We start from the raw sequence: 23,963 nt of genomic DNA, 5'->3' as shown, positions 1-23,963 counted from the left end.
CTACTGAGGGCCTATAGCTCAGTTGGTTAGAGCAGAGGACTCATAATCCTTTGGTCCACGGTTCAAGTCCGTGTGGGCCCACCAAATTGAAAGCCGCGCATTGCGCGGCTTTCGTCTTTCTGACAAAGCCTAGCAATCTATCTCAGAGGGAAGACTGCAATACGGCGTCCATAATCTGTCCAGACTCAAAGTAGCGCCAACACTCGTGGTATTGATCTGGCGAGGCTTGGAGACCGTTGAGACGCTCGGTCAGCGCTCCAGTGCTCTCTGACAAATCTTGTCAAATGCAGGTTGTATCCCAAGCCCACGAGGTTTTTCGCTCCCTTTTTAGGCAGCATTTCCTCTCGTAAATCACGGCGTTTTGACCTTCTGATCAACCGTAACAACTCTTGCTTCGGGTCATTTAACTCATCGGGAGCCCGATCCATGAGAGCCGCACTGAAACCCGCGAATTCAGACAACCCCTCGTGATCAGCCAAGATCCACGCTTCAGCCTCACGGACAGCCAAACGAAGAGAAAAATTTTGAGCCGGATTAGCCGGCATCCATTGATTGCGCTGTGTGACGACGCAAGGTGCCTGATCTGCATCTGCGAGCATAAAAACAGGCATTACATTTCGGGCAACATTATTCATTTTCTCGATCATAGTTTTGAATGGAGCACACCCATTCGCGACCAAAGCACTTTGAATTTCTACAGCTTTACCAGATTGAAGCACTATTGCCTGTGCAAGCTCTGCACATAGCTGATCCTCACCGACGATAAAAACAGGCATCAAAGCAATCCCAGTTGATCCAGATCATTTGGCCTTGCCTTTGGCAGCATAATTTCGGCTGGCGTTAGGCCGGCTCCCATAAGCTGGGTTTCAACCTCGTCAGGTACACGTGCAATCGTACCGTCCGCACCAGTTTGCAATAGAATTATTGAGTTACCATCAATTGGATTCTTCAACAACGCCTCACTATGCGTTGTTATGATAACTTGCCTACCAAGAGCTTTCTGCTTACGCAAAATCCGATCTACCATAAGAGGAATATGGGTGACAATTGAGTCATTAAGGGAAAGCTCTGGCTCTTCTAGCAAAAGGAGAGAGTTATTCTCCTGCAACATCCACAAAAGACCAATCAATCGAAGCGTACCATCCGAAAATTGATCCTCTCTTTGCCAAGCCCCATAATTTCGCCAGTGCTGATAGGACGCCATCAAATGAGGGGTTCCATCTACTTTGTCCAGTTCAAATTTTAGTTCTTTAAACTGTGGAACCGCAACTTCCAATGCCGCTTGGATGCGTCTCAGTTTCGCATCTCTGGAACGACCAGGAGTTTTCGAGATACGCTGCAGCAGCCCTTGACCAAATGGGTCATCCTCAAGAATTCTTCCAGATATATCCGCATACTTAAGTAATTGAGGTACAAGATGAAGGTATGTAGTGCTCCCGAAAAAATCTGCCACATCACGAAACTTCTTATTCGCATTGATTTGTTCAAGAGCAGTTTGAGTAAGACGCACCTTGTCGCCAGCGTCGTCTTTATCAGGGCGATTCAAGACAATCTGCCCTTTATATTTTGCGACTTCACGTGTTACAAAAATTCGCTGCGCACCAGTACCCTCCCCTTTAAATCCGAGAGAGTACTCCCAAACCGGCGCCTCTCCCACCTCATCGGAGATCTCAATATCAATTTTTACCTCAATATCTGACCGCGCCTGTAAACATCTTAATTTTTTAATCCCCCCCCTGTCTTCGATTGCTTTTTGCAACCCTCCACCGGCAGGCTTACATACATCTCTAAGAAATCTAAATACGTCTAGCAAATTAGATTTACCCGACGCGTTAGCACCTATAATATAGGTTCTATTCTGCATCGGAACTTCCAACCGTTTAAAGTTCCGCCAATTTTTCAATGTCAGCTTCGTAATCAGCATTTTAACCACCAGCCCGCGATAAAAATAAAAAGAATTTACTACCAATCCACATCAACATATCAAAAGCAGTTACAACCCACAGTCACCACGAACAACTACCTCTCACAAAAAACATCGCCACATTCATTTTAAGCAACAAAAACATGCGAAGAGCATTTTACCTCCAGATGCTTCCTTGCCCCAATCGCAACCATAGATCATCAGAAGATGCTGCATGTCGAGTTAAAAGGCAACTCCCTATTCTTCATATTTCGCGTGGCTAAGAAAAAACTACGTAGGCCTCGGTTTTTTCCTACCAACACTCCAGTCCAATCTGACATCTCATACCCAATCACATTGCACCTCTCGGATAGAACAAGAGACTGCCATGCTCCGCCCACCATCCCCAGAAATTGCTGTTTATTCATTTTCAGCGAAACATAAGTCATCCACCTGAGCAAAAACCTCTAGCAAATTGGCTTTTCTAGATTTCCCCTTCGTTACCGGTATCGAAGACCCGCACGTATTACCTTGGGTACTTGCCAATAACAGCAGGCCAATGCCGCCAAAGCGCTGACGCCCAACTTGTTCTCTGAGCCAAGGCACGGCGAACCACAGGAGTACTAGAAGATCTCATTCGATTATCGACCGCAGGCGCCTCGCCCAATGAGCCTGTAACATGCAGCCCAATTGATCCGTACCGCTGGAGCCTGCCCTTGCCCGACATCCGCCCACCCGTGCTCGATGAAATCGACCGCCAGCTGATCGCTGCCCTGCAAATCAACGCCCGCGAGAGCGTGGCGATGCTGGCCAGGCAACTGGGGATCGCCCGCACGACCGTGACTTCGCGACTGGCGCGGCTGGAAAAGGCCAAAGTCATCACCGGCTATGGCGTGCGCCTGGGTCAGCGCGTGGTGGATGGTGGATTGCAGGCGTACGTCGGGATCAAGGTGCAGCCGCGCTCCGGCAAAGAGGTGTTGCGGCGGTTAAGCGCGATGGCCCAGGTGCAGCAGTTGTGTGCGGTGAGTGGTGAATTCGATTATGTGGCGTGGCTGCGAACCGATTCGCCGGAACAGCTCGATCAACTTCTGGATCAGATCGGCAGCGTAGACGGCGTCGAGAAGACCACGACCTCGATCATCCTCAGCAGCAAGATTGATCGCGGGCATCCAGTCTGACCAATATCTTCGTCATATTGCAGCACAAACACTCAAATCGACGACACTTTGCGTCTTATTAACGTGTTCTACTCTCCCTAGAATGGCTGGCATCTTTTCCTATACTCAGACGCGCATCCGGCGTCGGGTCGCCAGCAAGGTCAGCCATGAACAAGAACAATCGCCATCCTGCAGACGGTAAGAAACCGATCACCATCTTCGGCCCGGACTTTCCTTTCGCCTTCGACGACTGGATCGAACACCCGGCCGGTCTGGGCAGCATTCCCGAGCACAACCACGGTGCCGAAGTAGCGATTGTCGGTGCCGGCATCGCAGGTCTGGTGGCCGCTTACGAGCTGATGAAGCTCGGCCTGAAACCCGTCGTTTATGAGGCCTCGAAGCTTGGCGGCCGTCTGCGCTCCCAGGCATTCAACGGCACTGACGGCATCGTCGCCGAGCTTGGCGGCATGCGCTTCCCGGTGTCTTCCACCGCGTTCTATCACTACGTCGACAAACTCGGCCTGGAGACCAAGCCCTTCCCGAACCCGCTGACACCCGCCTCCGGCAGCACCGTGATCGACCTGGAAGGCAAAACTCATTACGCACAGAGCCTGAAGGATCTTCCTGCACTGTTCCAGGAAGTGGCGGACGCCTGGGCCGACGCTCTGGAGGCCGGCTCGCAGTTCGCCGATATCCAGCAAGCCATCCGCGACCGTGACGTGCCACGCCTCAAGGAACTGTGGAACACCCTGGTGCCACTGTGGGACGACCGCACCTTCTATGACTTCGTCGCCACGTCAAAAGCCTTCGCCAAACTGTCGTTCCATCACCGCGAAGTGTTCGGTCAGGTCGGTTTCGGTACCGGCGGCTGGGACTCGGACTTCCCCAACTCGATGCTGGAGATCTTCCGCGTGGTGATGACCAACTGCGACGATCACCAACACCTGGTGGTCGGTGGTGTGGAACAAGTGCCACAAGGTATCTGGCGTCATGCGCCGGAGCACTGCGTACACTGGCCGCAAGGCACCAGCCTCAAGTCGTTGCACCATGGCGCGCCGCGCTCCGGAGTGAAGAAAATCGCCCACGCGCCTGACGGACGTTTCGCGGTTACCGACAACAACGGCGACACTCGCGAATACGCCGCCGTACTGACCACCTGCCAGAGCTGGCTGCTGACCACCCAGATCGAATGCGACGAAACCCTGTTCTCGCAAAAGATGTGGATGGCCCTCGACCGTACGCGCTACATGCAATCGTCGAAGACCTTCGTAATGGTCGACCGCCCGTTCTGGAAGGACAAGGACCCGGAAACCGGCCGCGACCTGATGAGCATGACCCTCACCGATCGCCTGACCCGTGGCACCTATCTGTTCGACAACGGCGACGACAAGCCGGGCGTGATCTGCCTGTCGTACTCGTGGATGAGCGATGCGCTGAAGATGCTCCCGCACCCGGTGGAAAAACGCGTGAAACTGGCGCTGGACGCGTTGAAGAAGATCTACCCGAAAGTCGACATCGCCGCGCGGATCATCGGCGATCCAATCACCGTGTCGTGGGAAGCCGACCCGCATTTCCTCGGTGCGTTCAAGGGCGCCCTGCCCGGCCACTATCGCTACAACCAGCGCATGTATGCGCACTTCATGCAGGACGACATGCCGCCGGAGCAGCGCGGGATTTTCATCGCCGGCGACGACGTCTCGTGGACGCCGGCCTGGGTCGAAGGTGCGGTGCAGACGTCGCTCAACGCGGTGTGGGGAATCATGAAGCACTTTGGCGGGTCCACACATAAAGAGAACCCCGGTCCGGGTGATGTGTTCAATGACATCGGCCCGATCGCCCTGCCCGAGTAAGAGGAATCCCTGATGCGTGTAGCCCTTTACCAATGTCCACCGCTGCCACTGGAACCGGCCGCCAACCTCCAGCGCCTGCATCAACTGGCGATGGAGGCCAAAGGTGCCGATTTGCTGGTGGTGCCGGAGATGTTCCTGACCGGCTACAACATCGGCAAGGAGGCGGTCGCGACATTGGCCGAGGTCTACAACGGTGAATGGGCGCAGCAAGTCGGACGAATCGCCAAGGCTGCCGGCCTGGCGATTCTCTACGGTTACCCTGAGCGCACCGCCGAAGGGCAGATCTACAACGCCGTACAGTTGATCGACTCGAACGGCGAGCGCCTGTGCAATTACCGCAAGACGCATCTGTTCGGTGATCTGGACCGCTCGATGTTCAGCCCCGGCGATGGCGAGTTCCCCATCGTCGAGCTCAACGGCTGGAAGCTCGGGTTTCTGATCTGCTACGACCTGGAGTTCCCGGAGAATGCCCGGCGCCTGGCCCTTGAAGGTGCCGAGCTGATTCTGGTGCCGACGGCGAACATGATTCCTTTCGATTTCATTGCCGACGTCTCGGTGCGCTCCCGCGCCTTTGAAAACCAGTGCTACGTGGCTTACGCCAACTACTGCGGCCACGAAGGCGACATCCATTACTGCGGGCAAAGCAGCATTGCCGCGCCGGATGGCAGCCGCATCGCCCAGGCCGGACTGGACGAAGCCTTGATCGTCGGTGAGCTGGATCGCCAGTTGATGGTCGACTCCCGCAGCGCCAACCGCTACTTCAACGACCGCCGCCCTGAACTTTACGACGCGCTCAACAAGCGCTAATCCGCTAGCATTGGCACTTCACTGTTCCGGAAGTGCCCATGCCTGCGCCGACTTATCCCCGCCCCCACACCGAAACCCTGGCCAACGGCTTGCGCGTGACCCTGCGTCACGTGCCCGGCCTGAAGCGCAGCGCCGCCGCGTTGCGGGTGGCTGCCGGCAGTCATGACGTGCCGTTGGCGTGGCCAGGACTGGCGCACTTCCTTGAGCATTTGCTGTTCCTCGGCACCGAGCGTTTTCCTGCACAGCAAGGGCTGATAGCCTACGTACAAGGTCACGGCGGCCAGGTGAACGCCAGCACTCGCGAGCGCACCACCGATTTCTTCTTTGAATTGCCGCCGGCGTCCTTCAGCGGCGGGCTGGAGCGCCTGTCGGACATGCTAGCCCGTCCGCGTATGAATCCGGACGATCAGTTGCGGGAACGGGAAGTCTTGCAGGCAGAGTTTGTCGCATGGTCACAGGACACCGATGCTCAGCAGAAAGAAGCGCTGTTCGAAGGGCTGTCAGCAGCGCATCCGTTGCGCGGCTTTCATGCCGGGAATCGCGACAGCCTGCCAGTAGAGCAGGCGGAGTTTCAGCAGGCGTTGAAAGACTTCCACCAGCAGTTTTATCGCACCGGGCAGATGACACTGAGCCTGGTAGGACCGCAGAACATTGAAGAGCTGCGAACGCTGGCCGAGCAGTTTGCTGCTGCGCTGACACCTGGGGATAAAACTGAGCAGGCAGCGCCCGTTCGCTTGATGGACAACCCGCAGGCAAGTTATCAACAGGTCGGCGAGCGACACGGCAATCTGCTGTTTGCATTGGAATACCTGCCGAAGTCATCGGCCGAAGCGCTGGCGTTTCTCTGTCACTGGTTGAACAACGCCAAACCCGGTGGGTTGCTCGCGCATTTGCAGCAGCAGGGTCTGGCGCAAGGGTTACAGGCGTTTCCGCTCTATCAGTTTGCCGGGCAGGCTTTGCTGCATCTTCAACTCACTGCGGCATCCGGATCACTCGACGCCATCCGCGCACAATCTCTCGACTGGCTGAGCTTCTTCGCAGCGCAGCAGGACTGGCCAGCATTGCGTGCGGAATACGCGGAACAGCTTCAGCGTCAACAGCAAGTCAGCAGTGCGCTGCAACTCGCTCGCCTCGACAGCGAACAACTCGAAAGCGGCCTGCCTGAATCGGCCGTTACGGCACTCAAAGAGACTCTCGGCATAATTGGCACTGTGGATAACTTCAGTCCCCATTGGCATCTGCCGGCTGCCAACCCGTTCCTGCGCACAGCCGAACCGCTGGCCAACGCCGGCTTGATCCGTGGCCAGACCAGCGCTCACCGGGGTCTGCGCACGTTCGCTCAGGATCGCTCGCGCAGCCGCCGTGAACGCTCGCCGATGCAGTTCAGTCAGGCACTGCCGGATAACAGCGACGTAGGCGCGGTGTATGTGCGCTGGCAAACGGAAGCAGCGGCCACGGCCGAGCTGCAAGCGAAACTGCAACGCAGTCTGCGGGAAATGTCGGATGAAGCACGTCAGGCCGGGGTCGAGTTGTCGTTCAGCACCACGGGTAATCAGTGGTTGCTGAAAGTGACCGGTCTGCAGGACACGCTGCCCGCTGTGCTGGAACATGCGCTGAAATCTCTGACACAAGTGGGCGTCGATTCCGCGAATGGCGAGCTGCAACCTGCGCTGATACCGATCCGCCAACTGCTCAAAGTACTACCCGAACAGTGCCTGCCAGTGGCAGGTGAATCCGATGACGCCACGCACCTGTGGACAACTTCCCGCTGGGATGGCCTGGCATTGAGCCTCAACCCACAGACCCAACCCGCCATGGGCCTGGCGCTGAGTCGCATCCCCGGCACACCGGACAATCAATTGCCCGCACCGTCAGCAATCAACACCGGTTACCTGTGGCGCCAGATCGAAAGTGCTTCCAGCGAACACGCCTTGTTGCTGTTCTGCCCGACCGCCAGCCAGGAAATCGACGACGAAGCCGCGTGGCGCCTGCTCGCGCACCTGTGCCAGACGCCGTTTTACCAACGTCTGCGAGTCGAACTGCAACTCGGTTATGCAGTGTTCAGCGGGTTGCACCAGATCCATGGCCAGACTGGATTGCTGTTCGGCGTGCAATCGCCCTCGGCTACCGCAGCGCAATTGCTCAATCACATTCAGCAGTTTCTCAATGGCCTGCCAGCCCTTATCGAACAACTCGATGACGCCAGCCTCACCCAGCAACGCCAGACGCTTACCGATCAGTTCGATGACAGCGCCCTGTCCGGCAAAGAGGCGGCCGAGCTCCTGTGGCAGGCCCGCCTCGCCGGCCACTCGTCGGATTATCTGGTGCAATTGCGTAGCGCCATCGTTCAACTGGATCGCCCGGCATTGCAGGCCGCCGCACAGCGCCTGATCCGCGCCGAGGGCGGCTGGCACGGCCTGTCCAACGCCCCTGCGCCGGGCGAGCCCTGGCAAGCGGCAAAATGATCATTACCGGGGCTGCAAGGAGCTTTCTCAAAGATTCACGGGCCAACCCCCTGACATTTTGAGTAACATAGCCACCTAACTATTTGGAACATCCCTGCGCTGCCGTGGACTATACCTATGGATAGCGCTATCTCACCCACCTGAAAAAGGAGTCACCCGATGGCCTGGACCAAACCTGCTTACACCGACCTGCGCATCGGCTTCGAAGTCACCATGTACTTCGCCAGCCGCTGAGTCCTGCCTCAAGCAGAACACTGCAGTGCAACGCCTCGGCTCGCCGGGGCGTTTTATTTTCAGCGTTGAAATGATGGAGCGTTCATGTTCGTCCAGATTCTGGGTTCGGCCGCCGGTGGCGGTTTTCCGCAGTGGAACTGCAACTGCGTCAATTGCGCCGGTTTTCGCGACGGCAGCCTGAATGCCCAGGCCCGTACCCAATCGTCCATCGCGATTTCCGATGACGGCGTGAACTGGGTGCTGTGCAACGCCTCGCCGGACATCCGCGCGCAGCTCCAGAGCTTCGCCCCGATGCAACCGGGCCGTGCCCTGCGCGACACCGGCATCAGCGCGATCATCCTGATGGACAGCCAGATCGACCACACCACCGGCCTGCTCAGCCTGCGCGAAGGCTGCCCGCATCAGGTCTGGTGCACGGACATGGTCCACGAAGACCTCAGCACCGGTTTCCCGCTGTTCACCATGCTCAAGCACTGGAACGGCGGGCTGGACTGGAACCGCATCGAACTCGACCAGAGCTTTACCGTCGCTGCCTGCCCGAACCTGCGTTTCACCCCGCTGCCATTGCGCAGCGCCGCACCGCCCTACTCGCCGCACCGCTTCGACCCGCATCCGGGCGACAACATCGGCCTGATCGTCGAAGACCTCAGCACCGGCGGCAAACTGTTCTACGCCCCAGGCCTGGGCAAAGTCGATGCACCATTGCTGGAAATAATGGCCGGCAGCGACTGCGTGCTGGTGGACGGAACGATGTGGGACGACGATGAAATGCAGCGCCGTGGCGTCGGCACTCGCACCGGCCGTGAAATGGGCCACCTGGCGCAGAACGGCCCCGGCGGCATGCTCGAAGTGCTGGAACAGCTTCCCGAGCAGCGCAAGGTACTTATCCACATCAACAACACCAACCCGATTCTCGACGAAGACTCACCGGAGCGCGCGGAATTGGTGCGACGCAATGTTGAAGTGGCGTATGACGGCATGAGCATCGTCCTGTAAAGAATGGCCCGGAGAACCGCAATGACCGACACCCCGCTGTCCCCCGCCGAATTCGAAGCGGCCCTGCGCGCCAAGGGCGCTTATTACCACATTCATCACCCGTATCACGTGGCGATGTATGAAGGCCGGGCCACCCGTGAGCAGATCCAGGGCTGGGTTGCCAACCGCTTCTACTATCAGGTGAACATCCCCTTGAAAGACGCGGCGATCCTGGCTAACTGCCCGGATCGCGAGATCCGCCGCGAGTGGATTCAGCGCCTGCTCGACCACGACGGCGCCCCCGGCGAAGACGGCGGCATCGAAGCCTGGCTGCGTCTCGGCCAGGCCGTCGGCCTCGATCCGGATCAACTGCGCTCCCAGGAACTGGTGCTGCCCGGCGTGCGTTTCGCCGTGGACGCCTACGTCAACTTCGCCCGCCGCGCCAGTTGGCAGGAAGCCGCCAGCAGTTCGTTGACCGAACTGTTCGCGCCGCAGATCCACCAGTCGCGCCTCGACAGCTGGCCGCAGCATTACCCGTGGATCGACCCGGCTGGCTACGAGTACTTCCGCACTCGCCTCGGTCAGGCCCGGCGCGATGTCGAGCATGGTCTGGCGATCACGCTCGAACACTACAAGACCCGCGAAGGCCAGGAGCGCATGCTGGAAATTCTCCAGTTCAAACTGGACATCCTTTGGAGCATGCTCGATGCCATGAGCATGGCCTACGAACTGAACCGCCCGCCGTATCACAGCGTCACCGATCAACGGGTCTGGCATAAAGGAATCGCCTTATGAGTTTCGACCGCAGCAAGACCCCGACCTGGCGTCCCGGCTACCGCTTCCAGTACGAACCGGCGCAGAAAGGCCATGTGCTGCTGTACCCGGAAGGCATGATCAAGCTCAACGAAAGTGCTGCGTTGATCGGCGGCCTGATCGACGGTGAGCGAGATGTCGCGGCGATCATCGCCGAACTCGACAGACAGTTCCCCGGCGTACCCGAGCTCGGTGACGACATCGAGCAATTCATGGAGGTTGCCCGTGCGCAGCACTGGATCGAACTTGCCTGAGTCATCGGTGCAAGTCCCGGCCAAACCGGAAATCGGCCTGCCACTGTGGCTGCTCGCCGAGCTGACCTATCGCTGCCCGCTGCAATGCCCGTACTGCTCCAATCCGCTGGATTTCGCGGAACAGGGCAAAGAGCTGAGCACCGAGCAATGGATTAAGGTGTTCCGCGAAGCGCGGGAGATGGGCGCGGCACAACTGGGCTTTTCCGGGGGCGAACCGCTGGTGCGCCAGGACCTTGCCGAACTGATCCGTGAAGCGCGCCAGTTGGGTTTCTACACCAACCTGATCACCTCCGGCATCGGCCTGACCGAGCAGAAGATCAGCGACTTCAAGAAGGCCGGGCTCGATCACATCCAGATCAGTTTCCAGGCCAGCGACGAGCAAGTGAACAACCTGCTTGCCGGATCAAAAAAGGCCTTTGCGCAGAAACTGGAAATGGCCCGCGCCGTGAAGGCCCACGGCTATCCGATGGTGCTGAACTTCGTCACCCATCGGCACAACATCGACAAGATCGACCGCATCATCGAGCTGTGCATTGCACTGGAGGCGGACTTCGTCGAGCTCGCCACCTGCCAGTTCTACGGCTGGGCGCAGCTCAATCGTGTCGGCCTGTTGCCGACCAAAGAGCAACTGGTCCGCGCCGAACGCATCACCAACGAATACCGCACCAAGCTGGAAGCCGAAGGGCATCCGTGCAAACTGATTTTCGTCACCCCGGACTACTACGAAGAGCGCCCGAAAGCCTGCATGAACGGCTGGGGCAGTCTGTTTCTGACGGTCACGCCGGACGGCACCGCCCTGCCCTGTCATGGTGCCCGACAGCTGCCGGTACAATTTCCCAATGTGCGCGACCACAGCATGCAGCACATCTGGTACGACTCGTTCGGCTTCAACCGCTTTCGCGGTTATGACTGGATGCCCGAGCCGTGCCGCTCCTGCGACGAGAAAGAACAGGACTTCGGCGGCTGCCGCTGCCAGGCGTTCATGCTCACCGGCGATGCCAGCAATGCAGACCCTGTGTGCAGCAAGTCCGAACATCACGGCGTGATCCTCAAGGCCCGCGAAGAAGCCGAGCACGCCACCCAGACCATCGAACAACTGGCCTTTCGCAATGAACGAAACTCGCGCCTCATCGCCAAAGGCTGAGCCCTTCAGCGCCACTGCCGCCGTTGCTGCCGGTGTGGATTTCGCCGAACTGCAGCTCGGCGCCCATGGTTTGTTCTGGAACGAATACCGGCCGGCAGACGCCGCGTGCCGGATCTGGCACTGGCGCGATGGCGTAGCGAAATGCCTGACACCTGCGGGATTCAGCGTGCGCAGCCGTGTGTACGAATATGGCGGTGGGGCGTTTTGTCTGACGCCTGATGGCGTGGTTTTCGTCAACGAGGCGGATCAGCAGCTGTATCGCCAGACGCTGGATGGCGAGCCTGAGGCGTTGACGTCGAGCGAGTGTCGGTATGGCGATCTGCATTTTGCCAACGGGCAGGTGCTGGCCGTTGAAGAGAACGGTGATTGCCATCGGCTGGTGGCCATCGATCTTGCGACTGGCTCCCGCCACATGCTGGTTGAAGGCGCAGACTTTTACGCATCGCCGATCATCAGCCCGGACGGTCAGCGCCTGGCATGGATCGAGTGGAGCCACCCGCATCAGCCGTGGACGTCCACCCGTTTGATGCTCGCCGAGCTCGCAAGTAGTGGATTTTCTGCCCCACGTTGCGTGGCCGGTGAAACGCTTGAAGAGTCGATCCAGCAACCGCGCTTCGATGCCAGTGGCCGATTGGGCTGTCTGACTGATCGTGACGGATATTGGCAACCGTGGATCGAGTCCGCAGAAGGCTTGCGAATGTTGCCCTGTGCCGAAGCCGATCACGCGCCGGCGCCGTGGCAACTCGGCGGCTGCACCTGGCTGCCCATCGACGAAGGCTTTTTGGCAAGTTGGAGCGAAGGCGGTTTTGGTCGTCTGGCGCTCAACGGCGAAGACTTCACCGGCGACTACAGCCGTTTCCGTCATCTGGCGGTCGATGATCAATTCATTTACTGCATCGCCGCTTCACCGATCAGCCCTTCAGCGGTACTCGCCATTGATCGCGAATCCCGTGAAGTGAAAGTGCTGGCCGGCGGCGTCGCACCGTTGCCCCCCGAGCGCATCAGCCGACCGCAAACCCTGCGCTATCCCAGCGGTTCAGGTGAAGCGCACGGCTTCTTTTATCCGGCCACCAATGGCGATGCCAAACCGCCGCTGGTGGTGTTCATTCACGGAGGCCCGACGTCGGCCTGCTACCCGATGCTCGACCCGCGCATCCAGTACTGGACGCAACGCGGCTTCGCCGTCGCCGACCTCAACTACCGTGGCAGCAGCGGCTATGGCCGGGAATATCGGCAGGCGTTGCATCTGAGTTGGGGCGCGGTGGATGTCGAGGATGCCTGTGCGGTGGTGGCCTACCTGAATGATCGCGGCATGATCGACGGCGAGCGTGCATTCATCCGTGGCGGCAGCGCCGGTGGTTACACGACGCTGTGCGCACTGGCGTTCCATCAAGTGTTCCGCGCCGGCGCCAGCCTGTACGGCGTCAGCGACCCGGTAGCGCTTGGCCGCGCGACACACAAGTTCGAAGGCGATTATCTGGACTGGCTGATCGGCGATCCCGAGCAAGACGCCGAACGCTACGCCGCCCGCACACCGTTGCTGCACGCCGGCAACATTCGCGTGCCGGTGATTTTCTTTCAGGGTGAACTGGACGCCGTGGTCGTGCCGCAACAGACCCGCGACATGGTCGCGGCCCTGGAGCACAACGGCATCGAGGTCGAAGCGCATTACTACGCCGACGAACGCCACGGCTTCCGCCGGGCCGTCAATCAGGCCCATGCGCTGGAGCAGGAATGGCGTTTCTATCGGCGAGTCATGGGCCTGGCGGACTGAAACTCAGCGCTTGGCGATGATGTACACCGCGTGCACGATCCCAGGGATGTAACCGCACAGCGTCAGCAGGATATTCAGCCAGAACGCGCCGCCGAACCCGACCTGCAGAAACACACCCAGCGGCGGCAAGATAATGGCGATGATGATGCGGATGAAGTCCATGGGGCAGCTCCTGATTGGGGGGCTGGCTCGACTGAGCCATACAAGCTAATCGACCTGTGCCGTTTGTCAGGGTTCAGTGCAACCCGTGATCTCGCCATCTACTTGCCATTACCCGGCCACAAAAAAACGCCCCACGCCAAAAGAATCAGGCGTAGGGCGTGCGTTATACCGCGAGACGGTTCTTGAATTCGGGTGGGAAACTTCAGCTCAGACGGCAATCCCTTTGCGGCATTGCAGTTGCGCCGTGCGTACCCGGGAGAAGGCGCGGGCCAGGCGCAGGAGCATTTCGTCGATGTTGGCCTTGCTGACGGTAAGCGCCGGGGTGAAGCGCAGGCAGTTGGCTTGTGGGGCGTTGAGCAACAAGCCTTCATGAAGCGCGGCTTTGACCACGGCCTCGGCGGAGTCTTCCGACAGGGTCAGTCCCCAGAACAGCCCTTGCCCGCGCAACTCGCCATGTTCATAACGATGGGCCAGACGGGCGAGCCCTTCGCGCAGATGCTGGCCGTTGTCCCGGATCTGTTCGAGGAAGGCGCGGTCCTGCACACTGTCGAGTACCACCAGGCCGGCAGCGGTCATCAGGGCGTTGCCGTGATGCGTACCGCCCAGCTCGCCGAAGTCGAAACAGCACGCCTTGCCTCGCGCCAGCAGCGCAGCCAGCGGTACGCCACCGCCAAGGCCCTTGCCGAGCACGACGATATCGGCGCGAACGCCGTAGGATTGTTCGGCGAGCAAGGTGCCACAGCGGCCGATGCCGGTCTGCACTTCGTCGAGGATCAGCAGAATTCCCAGTTCACGGCACAGGCGCTCGACACCCTTGAGGTAATGCTCGGTCGCTGGAATGACACCGGCATCGCTCTGGATCGGTTCGAGCATGATCGCCACGGTCTGCGCATCGACGGCTGCATGCAGCGCCGGCAGGTCGTTGAACGGCACCAGATCGAAGCCCGGCAGCAGCGGTGCGAAGCGATTGTGCAGGTTGCAACTGTCCGACGCCGAAATCGTCGCCAGACTACGTCCGTGACAGCCTTGTCTGGCGACAATGATCCGCGAGGCGCCGCCGCGATGCAGCTGGCCCCATTTGCGCGCCAGTTTGATCGCGGCTTCACAGGCTTCGCTGCCACTATTGAGCAGATACGCCTGATCGCTGGAAGTGCTGGCACACAAACGCTCGGCGAGACTGAGCATGCCGCGGTTGTGCAGATTGAATCCGGGATTGATCAGGGCCTGGGCCTGACCCGCGATGGCTTTGACCAGCGCCGAAGGGCTGTGGCCCAGGCTGTTGGCGCCGCCGGCCTGGGAAAAGTCCAGGTAGGCGCGGTCATTGCTGTCCCACAACCAGGATCCCTGGCCGCGAACAAAAACCTGCTGCGGGCGCTCGACGCTGGGCATCAGGCGCTCGGCATTCAGGCCATCAGCGGCATCCGATTCATGGGTTTTAAAAGCCAGGTCATCGAGGCTCGGCGCCTGGCGCCGCAAGCTGAACAGATTCATTGAAAAAAACCTCGATTGAGGTTTTTTGAACTGCCTATGTAAACACTTTCGAAGCAAACGCTGGTCATTGCGCTTTCCGGCCCTGTAAGCCTTGTGAATGCGGTTAGACTAGGCGTCTTCAAGGCGCCGAGCCATTTCGATTTCCCAGCATTTTCGATAAGTATCACTTATGGATTTCAAACAACTGCGTTATTTCGTCGCGGTCTACGAAGAAGGCCATGTCGGGCGTGCCGCCGAGCGCCTGTCGATCTCTCAACCCGCGCTGTCCCAGCAGATCCGCCATCTGGAACAGAACCTCGACGTCACCCTGTTCGAACGCAGCAGCAAACGCCTGCTGCCGACCCTGGCCGCCCACACGCTGTACAACCACGCGCTGCCATTGCTCGACGGCATGCAGCGGGCGCGTGAAGCGCTGGGCAATTTCAAGGGCCAGGCGCTGCGTACGCTGGCGATCGGTGTGCTGCAAACCGTGCACACCAGCCTGGTGCCGCAAATGCTTGAAAGAGTACGCAAGGCCCAGCCCCATCTGGTGGTACAGATTTATGAACTGACGGGGCTGGAGATCGAGCGACGACTGCTCAACGGTTCGCTGGATATCGGCATCAGCTATCTGCCGCCACGCCAGCCGGGGCTGCACGGTGTGATGCTGTACGAAGATGAACTGACACTGGTCATCCCGGCAGATCATCCGCTGCGGGAATTCAAGAAAGTCTCGATGAGCCAGGCTGCAGAATTGCCCATGTTGCTGCTGGGCGAGGAATTCCAGATCCGCCAGATCTGGCAGGCACAACTGGCCAGCCTCGGGCGCCGCCCGCAGGTACAGGCGGAACTGAACAACATGGTGGGGATTCTCGACAGCCTGCCGCACACACGGCTGGCGACGGTGCTGCCGGGGCGCTCACAGAAGGAGTACGACGATCAGGACTTGCTGTGGAAACCGATCAGCGAACCCCGGGTGCCGCTGAAGGTGGGCTTGGTGTGTCGCGATGTGCAGCGTCAGCAGGCGTCGTTGGCCTTGCTGCGGACGTTGCTGGAGGAAGTGATGCAGCGCGAGGAAAAGCCGCTCAACGCTGCGCCAGGTCTGGATTCGCTGAGCTGAAAACTTTTCTGCGGGCATAAGAAAACCCCGCCGAAGCGGGGCTTTGCAGACTGTTTCCCTGACATCCATTTCACTCCGCCACCCTGGCAGAATCCTTACGTGTCCGTGTTGTTGCTTTGCGCTTCCTGCGCGACGTCCATGGAAAGTAGATTAGCTCTGGATCCAATCTACGCCTATGGGAGAACAGCAGCACGTCATGTAAGAGATCGCTTACATGACGTTACATCATCAGAACTGCGCAGCATCCAGCAGGAACAGCGACTCGCTGCCAGCCTTCACCGACGCGCTCAACGAGTGAATCCGCGGCAGCAGACGGGCGAAATAGAACCGCGCCGTGCCGAGCTTGCTCGCGTAGAAATCGTCCTGCGCCTCCTTGCCCAGCGACGCCTTGGCCATCAATGCCCACATATAGGCGTAAGCGGTGTAGCCGAAGGCTTGCAGGTACTCGACCGACGCAGCGCCGATTTCGTTCGGGTTGGTTTTCGCCCGGTCCAGCAGCCACGAAGTCAGCTCGTCGAGGTTGTCGACGGCGTCATTCAGCGGTTTGGTGAACTCGCCCTGATCAGCACTGGCAGTCGCGGTGAAATGGCGGATCTCGTCGGCGAACAACTTGTAGAACGCGCCGCCGCTACCAACGATCTTGCGGCCCACCAGGTCAAGCGCCTGAATGCCGTTGGTGCCTTCGTAGATCTGGGTGATGCGCACGTCACGCACCAGTTGCTCCTGGCCCCACTCACGGATGTAGCCGTGGCCGCCGAAGATCTGCTGGCCGTGGACGGTGGTTTCCAGACCCAGATCGGTCAGGAATGCCTTGGCCACTGGCGTCAGCAAGGCAACCAGGTCTTCCGCACGCTTGCGGGTGGCGGCGTCTTCACTGAACTTGGCGGTATCGAGCTGCATCGCCACGTAGGTGGAGAACGCGCGGCCGCCTTCGTTCGAGGCTTTCATGGTCAGCAGCATGCGACGCACGTCCGGGTGAACGATGATCGGGTCGGCCACCTTGTCCTTGTTCTGCGCGCCGGTCGGCGCACGGCTTTGCAGGCGGTCACGGGCGTATTCGAGGGCGTTCTGGTACGAGCGCTCGCCAGTGGCCAGGCCTTGGATACCGACGCCCAGACGCTCATAGTTCATCATGGTGAACATCGCGGCCAGGCCCTTGTTCGGCTCCCCGACGAGGTAACCCACGGCTTCGTCGAAGTTCATCACACAAGTGGCCGAAGCCTGGATGCCCATCTTGTGTTCGATCGAACCGCAGTTCGCCGGATTGCGCGCGCCCAGGCTGCCATCGGCATTGACCATGAACTTCGGCACCAGGAACAGCGAAATGCCTTTTGGCCCCGCCGGTGCGTCCGGCAGCTTGGCCAGCACCAGGTGGATGATGTTTTCGGTCAGGTCGTGCTCACCGCCGGTGATGAAGATCTTGGTGCCGCTGACCTTGTAGGAACCGTCGGCCTGAGGTTCGGCCTTGGTGCGGATGATGCCCAGGTCGGTACCGGCATGCGGTTCGGTCAGGCACATGGAACCGGCCCAGACGCCGGCGTACATGTTCGGCAGGTACGCGGCTTTCAGCTCTTCGCTGGCGTGGGCGTTGATCGACAGGCAGGCGCCGGCCGTCAGCATCGGGTACAGACCGAAGGACAGGCTGGCGGAGTTGACCATTTCTTCGACCTGAGCCGACACGGCTTTGGGCATGCCCATGCCGCCGTATTCCGGATCACCGCCAACACCGACCCAGCCGCCTTCGGCATAAGTCTGATAGGCCTGTGGGAAACCGGCCGGCGTGGTGACGGCACCGTCGGCCCAGTGGCAGCCTTCTTCGTCGGCCGCACGGCTCAGGGGCGCGATGCTTTTGCTGGTGACCTTGCCGGCTTCTTCGAGAATGGCTTCAACGGTTTCCGCGTCGACGGTCTCGGCCAGGGCCGGCAGTTCGGCCCAGAGTTTGGCGACTTCGAACACTTCATTGAGGACGAAGCGCATATCGCGCAGCGGCGCTTTGTAGTCAGCCATGGCAAACCTCGCAAAGATCTAAACAGGTGATTCGTGGAAGGGTGATTTCGTTGAGCTGGAGTGTAACCCAACAACTTTTGCGACACATAGGGTCAGGCCATGACTGTTTTGTTATTTTTAGTCACTGCCTTGTGCCCAAAAAGAAGCCCGCAATCAGCGGGCTCTTTTGTTTAACAGTGACGTTTTACAGCGAGAACAATTGCGCCGGCAGTTTCATAAGGCAATCACTGCCTGCCTCGATGGCCCCACGATGCGCCGCAGTACGTGGCAACAACCGCTTGAAGTAAAACTCGCACGTCGCCAGTTTGCCCTGGCAGAAATCGCCATCACCCTCGCCCCACTCCAACTGCGCCTGAGCGACCAGCGCCATACGCAGCCACAAATAGCCGAGGACGATGTAACCGCTGTACATCAGGTAATCCACCGACGCGGCGCCGACCTCATCCGGATTCTTCATCGCCGCCATGCCGACCTGCAGGGTCAGCTCGCCCCACTGCTGATTGAGGCCATCGAGCTGCGCGACAAACCCGCCCAGTTGCGCATGCCCGGCATTCGCCGCACAGAATTTGTGGACGATTTTGGTGAAATTGCGCAGCAGCTTGCCCTGGCTGCCAAGGACTTTGCGCCCCAGCAGATCCAACGCCTGAATACCGTTGGTGCCTTCGTAGATCGGCGCGATCCGACAATCGCGAACCAGTTGTTCCATGCCCCACTCACGGATGAAACCGTGGCCACCGAACACCTGCATGCCGTGGTTGGTCACTTCCAGCCCGGTGTCGGTCATGAACGCCTTGCAGATCGGCGTCAGAAACGCCAACAGATCTTCGGCCTCCTGACGCGCGTCGGCGTCCGGGCTCAAGTGCGCGACATCGAGCAACTGCGCGGTGAAATAGGTCAGCGCGCGGTTGCCTTCGTTGAAGGCTTTCATGGTCAGCAGCATGCGCCGCACGTCCGGGTGGACGATGATCGGGTCGGCCGGTTTATCCGGGGCTTTGGCGCCGGTCAAGGCGCGCATCTGCAGACGGTCGTTGGCGTATTTGATTGCGCCCTGGAAACTTGCCTCGCCCAGACACAGGCCCTGCATCCCGGTGCCGAGGCGCGCGTGGTTCATCATGGTGAACATGCAATTCAGGCCTTTGTTCGGCTCGCCGATCAGGAAGCCTTTGGCGTCATCGAAGTTCAGCACGCAGGTGGCCGAGGCCTTGATGCCCATCTTGTGCTCGATCGAACCGCAGGAAACGCCGTTGCGTTCCCCCGCCTCACCGGCTGCATCCGGCAGGAATTTCGGCACGATGAACAGCGAAATCCCCTTGGTCCCGGCCGGGGCATCCGGCAGTTTGGCCAACACCAGATGAATGATGTTGTCGCTCATGTCGTGTTCGCCGGCGGAGATGAAAATCTTGCTGCCGGTGATCGCATAACTGCCGTCGGCCCGGGGCACGGCGCGGGTCTTGATGATGCCCAGGTCGGTGCCGCAATGGGCTTCGGTCAGGCACATGGTGCCGGTCCACTGCCCGGCGGTGAGTTTGCGCAGATAGGTGTTTTTCTGTTCGTCGGTGCCGTGGGCGTGGATCGCCGACATGGCACCGTGGGTCAGGCCCGGGTACATGCCCCAGGAGGTGTTGCTGGAGGCGACCATTTCGCTGATCACCAGCCCCAGCGAACTCGGCAGGCCTTGGCCGCCGTAGGCCGGATCCGCTGCCAGACCGTGCCAGCCGCCTTCCACGTATTGTGCGAAGGCTTGCTTGAAGCCTGCAGGCGTTGTCACCACACCGTTGTCGAAATGGCAGCCTTCTTCGTCACCGCTGCGATTGAGCGGTGCCAGAACGTTCTCACAGAACTTCGCGCCCTCCTCGAGGATCGCGTTGACCATGTCCGGGCTGGCGTCATGGGCGCCGAGGGCCGCGTACCGGGTGTGGAAGTCGAAGACGTGGTCGATCAGAAAGCGCATGTCGCGCAGGGGAGCTTTGTACTCGGGCATGGTGGCTTCTCCGTCAGCAGATCGTTTCACCCTACTGCCGGCCACCCTGCCCCACAATCACTGTCCAGACGCTGAATGCGCCGTCATCACTCAACCCGCAGCGCTGTCCATGCGCACCGCTCCACGGCGGTTCTGCCCGAACGCCATCACGCAGTTGCGTCCCGCGCCCTTGGCGGCGTAGAGCGCCTGGTCGGCGGATTTGAGCACGTCTTCCGGGGTACGCTGCTCGACCCGTTCGGCGACACCGATACTGACCGTGACCGATACACTGGACGCACCGGAGCCGCCCCGTCGCTGACGCCCCTGCTGATCGTCCTGCGGGCGGTTTTCCTGATTGCGCAGCTGGATGTTGTAGGACGCAATCGACTCGCGGATGACTTCCAGGTGCGGCATGCACTCTTCAAGGGTCTTGCCCGCAAACACGAGGGCAAATTCCTCACCACCGTAGCGATACGCCCTGCCGCCACCGCTGATTTTGGACAGCTTGCTGGCGACCAGTCGCAAGACCTGGTCACCCACGTCGTGACCATGGGTGTCGTTGAATTTCTTGAAGTGATCGACGTCGCTCATCGCCAGCACGTAGTTGCGACCCAGCCGCTGCATCCGTTCGTTGAGTGCGCGACGGCCCGGCAGACCGGTGAGCTCGTCACGGAAGGCCATTTGATAAGCCTCGTGCGCCACCGCAGCGGCGATCATCAACATCACCTGACTGCACATGATGTTCAGGGTGAACGGCAGGATGAAGGTTTTCGGCAACATCCAGAACACCCCGAGCAACCCCACCAGTTGCGCCGCGTGCAGCGGACGCGGGTTGCGCCAGTACTGCCAGGCCAGCAACAGGAACGCCGAGAGGAACACCGGATAGGACATCTGGATCAGGCTCATCCACGCACCGTGCAGGGCCGGCCAGCGGATCTCCGATAGCCACATCAGCAACGCCTGCGGGTAACTTTGCTCAAGCCCCAGCGCCACGCTGCCAAACGCCAGCAGCACGGCAAACCGCGCCACCATGTCCTGAAACAGGTGCGTGCGCTCCTGCCACGCCGCAAACAGACCGAACAACAAGGGCAGCAGCAGACACACCAGATGGAACACCACGGCCGCGTCTTCGCGCACCTTGCCGTTGTCGCGGTAATAGTCGGTCTGGGTGTCGAGCAGGAAGTAGGCGATGTACACCGTGACCATCAGAAACAGTTCGCGCTGGCGTCGGTAAACCGCGCAATACGACCCGCCGAGCAACAGCACCAAGGTTGGCAACACGTTGAACAGCGAGGTGAAGAACACGTTGAGGTCTTTGACGTACGCAGCCGCCAACCCCGCAAGCAACAACAGCAGTGAAGGAATGAAATGACTGAAACGTACAGCGGAAGAACGCGGCAAGGGTAAAGCTCCGACCGTCTTGGCAAAGAGATGGCATTGTGCCTGCAATGTGGCCAGTTAAGCACACACAATGTGATCCAGATCACAGGTTGTCTCTTTAACGGCCGGATCCCCCGGTTTCTGAGCCTCCAATCAAGGTTTTTTCCTTGGCGGGCATGAAACTTTCGTCATGGCCACCATGCGTGATGGCCATGACGATCATTTCCCCTCAAAGATCGTTGTAGAACGGCTGCAACGGTCCCTCCGCCGCCGGCCGGCCTTCAGCGCCATAAGGCTTGAGATTGAGCACCGCATCCGTTGCCTGACGAGTCGTGACTTTCGGACTGGCCGGGCGCTGGGTCACGGCATTTTCATCACCGACGTGGCCCTGCGGAATCACCAGCGACGGATGATCGAATGGCGCCCGTTCCCAGGCGACGCGCGGATCGGTCAGGCCGACCTCCATGAATTTCACCAGCGCGTCGATTTCTTCGGGCGTCAGGTTCAGCGCCGTCATGTCCGGATCGAGGTTGGAGGTGTTGTGCTGATTCACCGCCGGGTGCTCGAAGCCGCTGGTGTTGTTGGCATCCTCACCGCGCCGGTCGCCGCCACGGTTGTAGAACTCCATGACCTGTTTGAGCGTGGCGCGACTGCCGTTGTGGAAGTACGGGCCGGTCAGGGCAATGTTGCGCAGGGTCGGGGTCTTGAATGCGCCGTCCACCGAATCGCGGAACCCGACATTCGGCTTGAGCGTGGCATCGCACGGAATCGCTGCACTCAGCGGAGCTTCGAAGGTGCACACGTCGACATCCAGCGGATCGACGGATTTTCCGCCCTGCAGCACCGTGTTGTACTGGCGGGTGAACGACCACGGATTACCCCAGGCATCCGCACCACCGAGAGCCAGATCTTCCGAAGTCGGGCGGACACCGGTGTTGTAGAAGCCATTGTCGTAGAGGGTCGTCAGGTTGTCGGCCATCACCATCCGCTCAATGCGCTCACGCGGGTGCATCAGCAAACGGCTGGCCGCGTTGGTCAGCTCAGCGCCGCCGTGGCAATTGACGCATTTGCCCTTGCCGAGGAACAGGTTCATGCCCTCGACCTGCTGCGCGTTCATGGCGGTGTGATCGCCTTGCAGGTAAGCATCGATCGGTGCCTGATCGGAGATCAGCGTGGCTTCGTACATCTGGATCGCCAGGCCGAAGAACAGCGGGAAGTTGGCTTCCATCTGGGTGTACGGCGCCCCGCCCACCAACACGTTTTGCGTGGCGTTCCACAGCCGGGGCTGGAAGGCATTCTTGATCAGTTCGCGATAAGTCGGACGCCGCGCACCGGACACTGGGCCCAGCACAGAGTCGCTGGAGGAAATCCGTTGCTGCTTGAGCATCAGCGTGTCGAGCATCCGGCGACCGATGTCGGCAAAGGTACGGCCACCGCAGGACATTTCCACAGGGCTGCCGGGCGGGCCGACAGCTTGCGAGGCGGCAGACGCATCGTTGAGTGCCAGCCTGACTTTGGTCGCGACCGTGCTGCGTTCGCTGGTCACGTAGATCCCCGCATCCGGGTCGCGATTGCCGAACGGCGAAAATCCGTTGAAAACGTTGTTGGCCCGGCCGTCCCAGAAGTTGCGCACGTTGAATGCGGCGTTGATCACCGACGGCGCATTGCGTCCGGTGCTGCGGCGAACGTTTATGCCGCCGACCTGAAACAGGCCGTCCGGCTGCTGGGTGCATTTGTCGAAACGCGGCTGGTTGGGTTTGACGAAGTTGGCATCGAACACGCCTTGGGAACCGACCACATCGTCAGTCGAGAAAACGATCGGTGAGTTGCGCTCCAGCGGATTGCTCAGCACATGAGTCGGAAAGTCGGTTTTCTTCAGCGTGTAGTTCGGCCCGCCCTTGCCACCGGACGACGTTGAGTAGGTCGCCACGTCACCGGGAATGTCGGAGGCCACAAACGGCTTGTTGAAAATCGACGCGACGTTGGCGTTGGTGTTGGCCTGGCCGGGGTTGATCTGGTTGGTGATGCGGTGATCGACGCCGGCATGGTAGTGGCAGGAGGCGCATGCAGTCGCGCCGTCGCTGCCGATCTCCATGTCCCAGAACAACGCCTTGCCCAACAGGATTGCGGCAGAGCGGTTGAGCACGTAGTCGGTCATCAAGTCGACCTTGCGTCCGCCTTCGGTCCCGGACGGATCGGGCGGCACCATCCCGCGCAACGACTGCAGCGACGGAACCTCCGGCACGGGAGGATCGACTTCGGCGGGGTCGGCGGCCCATGCGCTGTGGACTGACAGCGCGATGGGTAACCAGAAGGTCAAACGAGCGAGTCGACTGATGTTCATAGGCTTCACCCTGACTGTTGTTGTTAAGTGCCGGGGCGTCATGCTTCTTTGAGCAGGCAGTTCTCGTTAGCACCGGTAATTCGGGCAGTGCAATTAATTGGCCACTCTTCTGGAAACATCTTGAATCAATAAGCACAGGGGATC

Annotated in this window: 19 protein-coding genes and 1 tRNA gene; 12 read left to right on the top strand and 8 right to left on the bottom strand. The window is 59.7% G+C overall.

Features of this window, described 5'->3' with window-relative positions; all coding sequences use genetic code 11:
• Positions 1-7 precede the first annotated feature (7 nt).
• Positions 8-84: transfer RNA gene (locus tag M5B44_RS17910), tRNA-Ile, on the top strand.
• Positions 85-185: 101 nt separating this feature from the next.
• Here M5B44_RS17910 and M5B44_RS17905 read toward each other — a convergent pair.
• The gene (locus M5B44_RS17905) at positions 186-776 is read right to left on the bottom strand and encodes a DUF4276 family protein (protein ID WP_248740034.1); all 591 of its coding nucleotides are present in this window, start codon (positions 774-776) and stop codon (positions 186-188) included.
• Positions 776-1,924: an AAA family ATPase gene (locus tag M5B44_RS17900; protein WP_248740033.1), complete on the bottom strand. Its 1,149-nt coding sequence runs from the start codon at positions 1,922-1,924 to the stop codon at positions 776-778. The genes M5B44_RS17905 and M5B44_RS17900 overlap by 1 nt, the downstream gene beginning before the upstream one ends.
• Before the next feature lie 695 nt (positions 1,925-2,619).
• Here M5B44_RS17900 and M5B44_RS17895 point away from each other — a divergent pair.
• From M5B44_RS17895 to M5B44_RS17850, 10 genes are all read left to right on the top strand, one after another.
• Positions 2,620-3,081 (top strand): Lrp/AsnC family transcriptional regulator, encoded by a 462-nt coding sequence (locus tag M5B44_RS17895; protein WP_007959884.1) that lies wholly within the window; start codon positions 2,620-2,622, stop codon positions 3,079-3,081.
• A gap of 146 nt (positions 3,082-3,227) precedes the next feature.
• A complete protein-coding gene (locus M5B44_RS17890) occupies positions 3,228-4,910 on the top strand; it encodes a flavin monoamine oxidase family protein (RefSeq protein ID WP_248740032.1) in 1,683 nt (560 codons plus the stop codon).
• A 12-nt stretch (positions 4,911-4,922) separates the two neighbouring features.
• The gene (locus M5B44_RS17885) at positions 4,923-5,717 is read left to right on the top strand and encodes a carbon-nitrogen hydrolase family protein (RefSeq protein ID WP_007959880.1); all 795 of its coding nucleotides are present in this window, start codon (positions 4,923-4,925) and stop codon (positions 5,715-5,717) included.
• Between the two features lie 38 nt (positions 5,718-5,755).
• A complete protein-coding gene (gene pqqF, locus M5B44_RS17880; protein ID WP_248740031.1) occupies positions 5,756-8,182 on the top strand; it encodes a pyrroloquinoline quinone biosynthesis protein PqqF in 2,427 nt (808 codons plus the stop codon).
• Between the two features lie 159 nt (positions 8,183-8,341).
• A complete protein-coding gene (gene pqqA, locus M5B44_RS17875) occupies positions 8,342-8,416 on the top strand; it encodes a pyrroloquinoline quinone precursor peptide PqqA (RefSeq protein ID WP_003444522.1) in 75 nt (24 codons plus the stop codon).
• A gap of 84 nt (positions 8,417-8,500) precedes the next feature.
• A complete protein-coding gene (pqqB, locus tag M5B44_RS17870) occupies positions 8,501-9,412 on the top strand; it encodes a pyrroloquinoline quinone biosynthesis protein PqqB (protein WP_007959878.1) in 912 nt (303 codons plus the stop codon).
• Positions 9,413-9,433: 21 nt separating this feature from the next.
• Positions 9,434-10,186 (top strand): pyrroloquinoline-quinone synthase PqqC, encoded by a 753-nt coding sequence (pqqC, locus tag M5B44_RS17865; RefSeq protein ID WP_011336228.1) that lies wholly within the window; start codon positions 9,434-9,436, stop codon positions 10,184-10,186.
• Positions 10,183-10,458 carry a pyrroloquinoline quinone biosynthesis peptide chaperone PqqD gene (pqqD, locus tag M5B44_RS17860; RefSeq protein WP_007959876.1) on the top strand — a complete coding sequence of 92 codons (276 nt, stop codon included), beginning with the start codon at positions 10,183-10,185 and terminating at the stop codon, positions 10,456-10,458. Before pqqC ends, pqqD begins: the two co-directional genes overlap by 4 nt.
• A 7-nt stretch (positions 10,459-10,465) precedes the next feature.
• Complete coding sequence (pqqE, locus tag M5B44_RS17855) at positions 10,466-11,602, top strand: pyrroloquinoline quinone biosynthesis protein PqqE (protein WP_412546975.1); 1,137 nt, start codon at positions 10,466-10,468, stop codon at positions 11,600-11,602.
• A complete protein-coding gene (locus M5B44_RS17850) occupies positions 11,568-13,376 on the top strand; it encodes an alpha/beta hydrolase family protein (protein WP_248740029.1) in 1,809 nt (602 codons plus the stop codon). Before pqqE ends, M5B44_RS17850 begins: the two co-directional genes overlap by 35 nt.
• Before the next feature lie 3 nt (positions 13,377-13,379).
• On the opposite strand, the gene M5B44_RS17845 is transcribed toward M5B44_RS17850, so the two are convergent.
• Together M5B44_RS17845 and M5B44_RS17840 are read right to left on the bottom strand one after the other, a co-directional pair.
• The gene (locus M5B44_RS17845) at positions 13,380-13,538 is read right to left on the bottom strand and encodes a YqaE/Pmp3 family membrane protein (RefSeq protein WP_065259115.1); all 159 of its coding nucleotides are present in this window, start codon (positions 13,536-13,538) and stop codon (positions 13,380-13,382) included.
• 207 nt (positions 13,539-13,745) lie between these two features.
• Complete coding sequence (locus M5B44_RS17840) at positions 13,746-15,029, bottom strand: aspartate aminotransferase family protein (protein ID WP_248740028.1); 1,284 nt, start codon at positions 15,027-15,029, stop codon at positions 13,746-13,748.
• A 169-nt stretch (positions 15,030-15,198) separates the two neighbouring features.
• On the opposite strand from M5B44_RS17840, the gene M5B44_RS17835 reads away from it, so the two are divergent.
• Entirely contained in the window at positions 15,199-16,128 is a 930-nt protein-coding gene (locus M5B44_RS17835) for a LysR family transcriptional regulator (protein WP_248740027.1), read from the top strand.
• 228 nt (positions 16,129-16,356) lie between these two features.
• Here the strand turns inward: M5B44_RS17835 and M5B44_RS17830 are convergent, their stop codons facing one another.
• From M5B44_RS17830 to M5B44_RS17815, 4 genes are all read right to left on the bottom strand, one after another.
• Positions 16,357-18,135: an acyl-CoA dehydrogenase C-terminal domain-containing protein gene (locus M5B44_RS17830; protein WP_248740026.1), complete on the bottom strand. Its 1,779-nt coding sequence runs from the start codon at positions 18,133-18,135 to the stop codon at positions 16,357-16,359.
• 184 nt (positions 18,136-18,319) lie between these two features.
• Positions 18,320-20,116, bottom strand: coding sequence for an acyl-CoA dehydrogenase C-terminal domain-containing protein (locus tag M5B44_RS17825; protein WP_248740025.1), 1,797 nt, complete (start codon positions 20,114-20,116; stop codon positions 18,320-18,322).
• Between the two features lie 90 nt (positions 20,117-20,206).
• A complete protein-coding gene (locus M5B44_RS17820; protein WP_114885924.1) occupies positions 20,207-21,496 on the bottom strand; it encodes a GGDEF domain-containing protein in 1,290 nt (429 codons plus the stop codon).
• A 208-nt stretch (positions 21,497-21,704) separates the two neighbouring features.
• Entirely contained in the window at positions 21,705-23,819 is a 2,115-nt protein-coding gene (locus M5B44_RS17815; protein WP_248740024.1) for a cytochrome-c peroxidase, read from the bottom strand.
• Positions 23,820-23,963: the final 144 nt, after the last annotated feature.

The organism is Pseudomonas sp. MWU12-2029, assembly GCF_023242425.1.
GTDB lineage: Bacteria > Pseudomonadota > Gammaproteobacteria > Pseudomonadales > Pseudomonadaceae > Aquipseudomonas > Aquipseudomonas kribbensis.
The sequence above is the reverse complement of the archived record's forward strand: the minus strand, read 5'-3'. Positions and strand labels throughout refer to the sequence as shown.

Bases quoted from the DNA above. Each gene is read 5' to 3' on its own strand.
- pqqD (WP_007959876.1), top strand. From the start codon at position 10,183: ATGAGTTTCGACCGCAGCAAGACCCCGACCTGGCGTCCCGGCTACCGC.
- M5B44_RS17845 (WP_065259115.1), bottom strand. From the start codon at position 13,538: ATGGACTTCATCCGCATCATCATCGCCATTATCTTGCCGCCGCTGGGT.
- M5B44_RS17905 (WP_248740034.1), bottom strand. From the start codon at position 776: ATGCCTGTTTTTATCGTCGGTGAGGATCAGCTATGTGCAGAGCTTGCA.
- M5B44_RS17835 (WP_248740027.1), top strand. From the start codon at position 15,199: ATGGATTTCAAACAACTGCGTTATTTCGTCGCGGTCTACGAAGAAGGC.
- M5B44_RS17890 (WP_248740032.1), top strand. From the start codon at position 3,228: ATGAACAAGAACAATCGCCATCCTGCAGACGGTAAGAAACCGATCACC.
- pqqF (WP_248740031.1), top strand. From the start codon at position 5,756: ATGCCTGCGCCGACTTATCCCCGCCCCCACACCGAAACCCTGGCCAAC.
- M5B44_RS17850 (WP_248740029.1), top strand. From the start codon at position 11,568: ATGAACGAAACTCGCGCCTCATCGCCAAAGGCTGAGCCCTTCAGCGCC.
- M5B44_RS17825 (WP_248740025.1), bottom strand. From the start codon at position 20,116: ATGCCCGAGTACAAAGCTCCCCTGCGCGACATGCGCTTTCTGATCGAC.
- M5B44_RS17840 (WP_248740028.1), bottom strand. From the start codon at position 15,029: ATGAATCTGTTCAGCTTGCGGCGCCAGGCGCCGAGCCTCGATGACCTG.
- M5B44_RS17830 (WP_248740026.1), bottom strand. From the start codon at position 18,135: ATGGCTGACTACAAAGCGCCGCTGCGCGATATGCGCTTCGTCCTCAAT.
- M5B44_RS17900 (WP_248740033.1), bottom strand. From the start codon at position 1,924: ATGCTGATTACGAAGCTGACATTGAAAAATTGGCGGAACTTTAAACGG.
- pqqB (WP_007959878.1), top strand. From the start codon at position 8,501: ATGTTCGTCCAGATTCTGGGTTCGGCCGCCGGTGGCGGTTTTCCGCAG.
- pqqC (WP_011336228.1), top strand. From the start codon at position 9,434: ATGACCGACACCCCGCTGTCCCCCGCCGAATTCGAAGCGGCCCTGCGC.
- M5B44_RS17885 (WP_007959880.1), top strand. From the start codon at position 4,923: ATGCGTGTAGCCCTTTACCAATGTCCACCGCTGCCACTGGAACCGGCC.
- M5B44_RS17815 (WP_248740024.1), bottom strand. From the start codon at position 23,819: ATGAACATCAGTCGACTCGCTCGTTTGACCTTCTGGTTACCCATCGCG.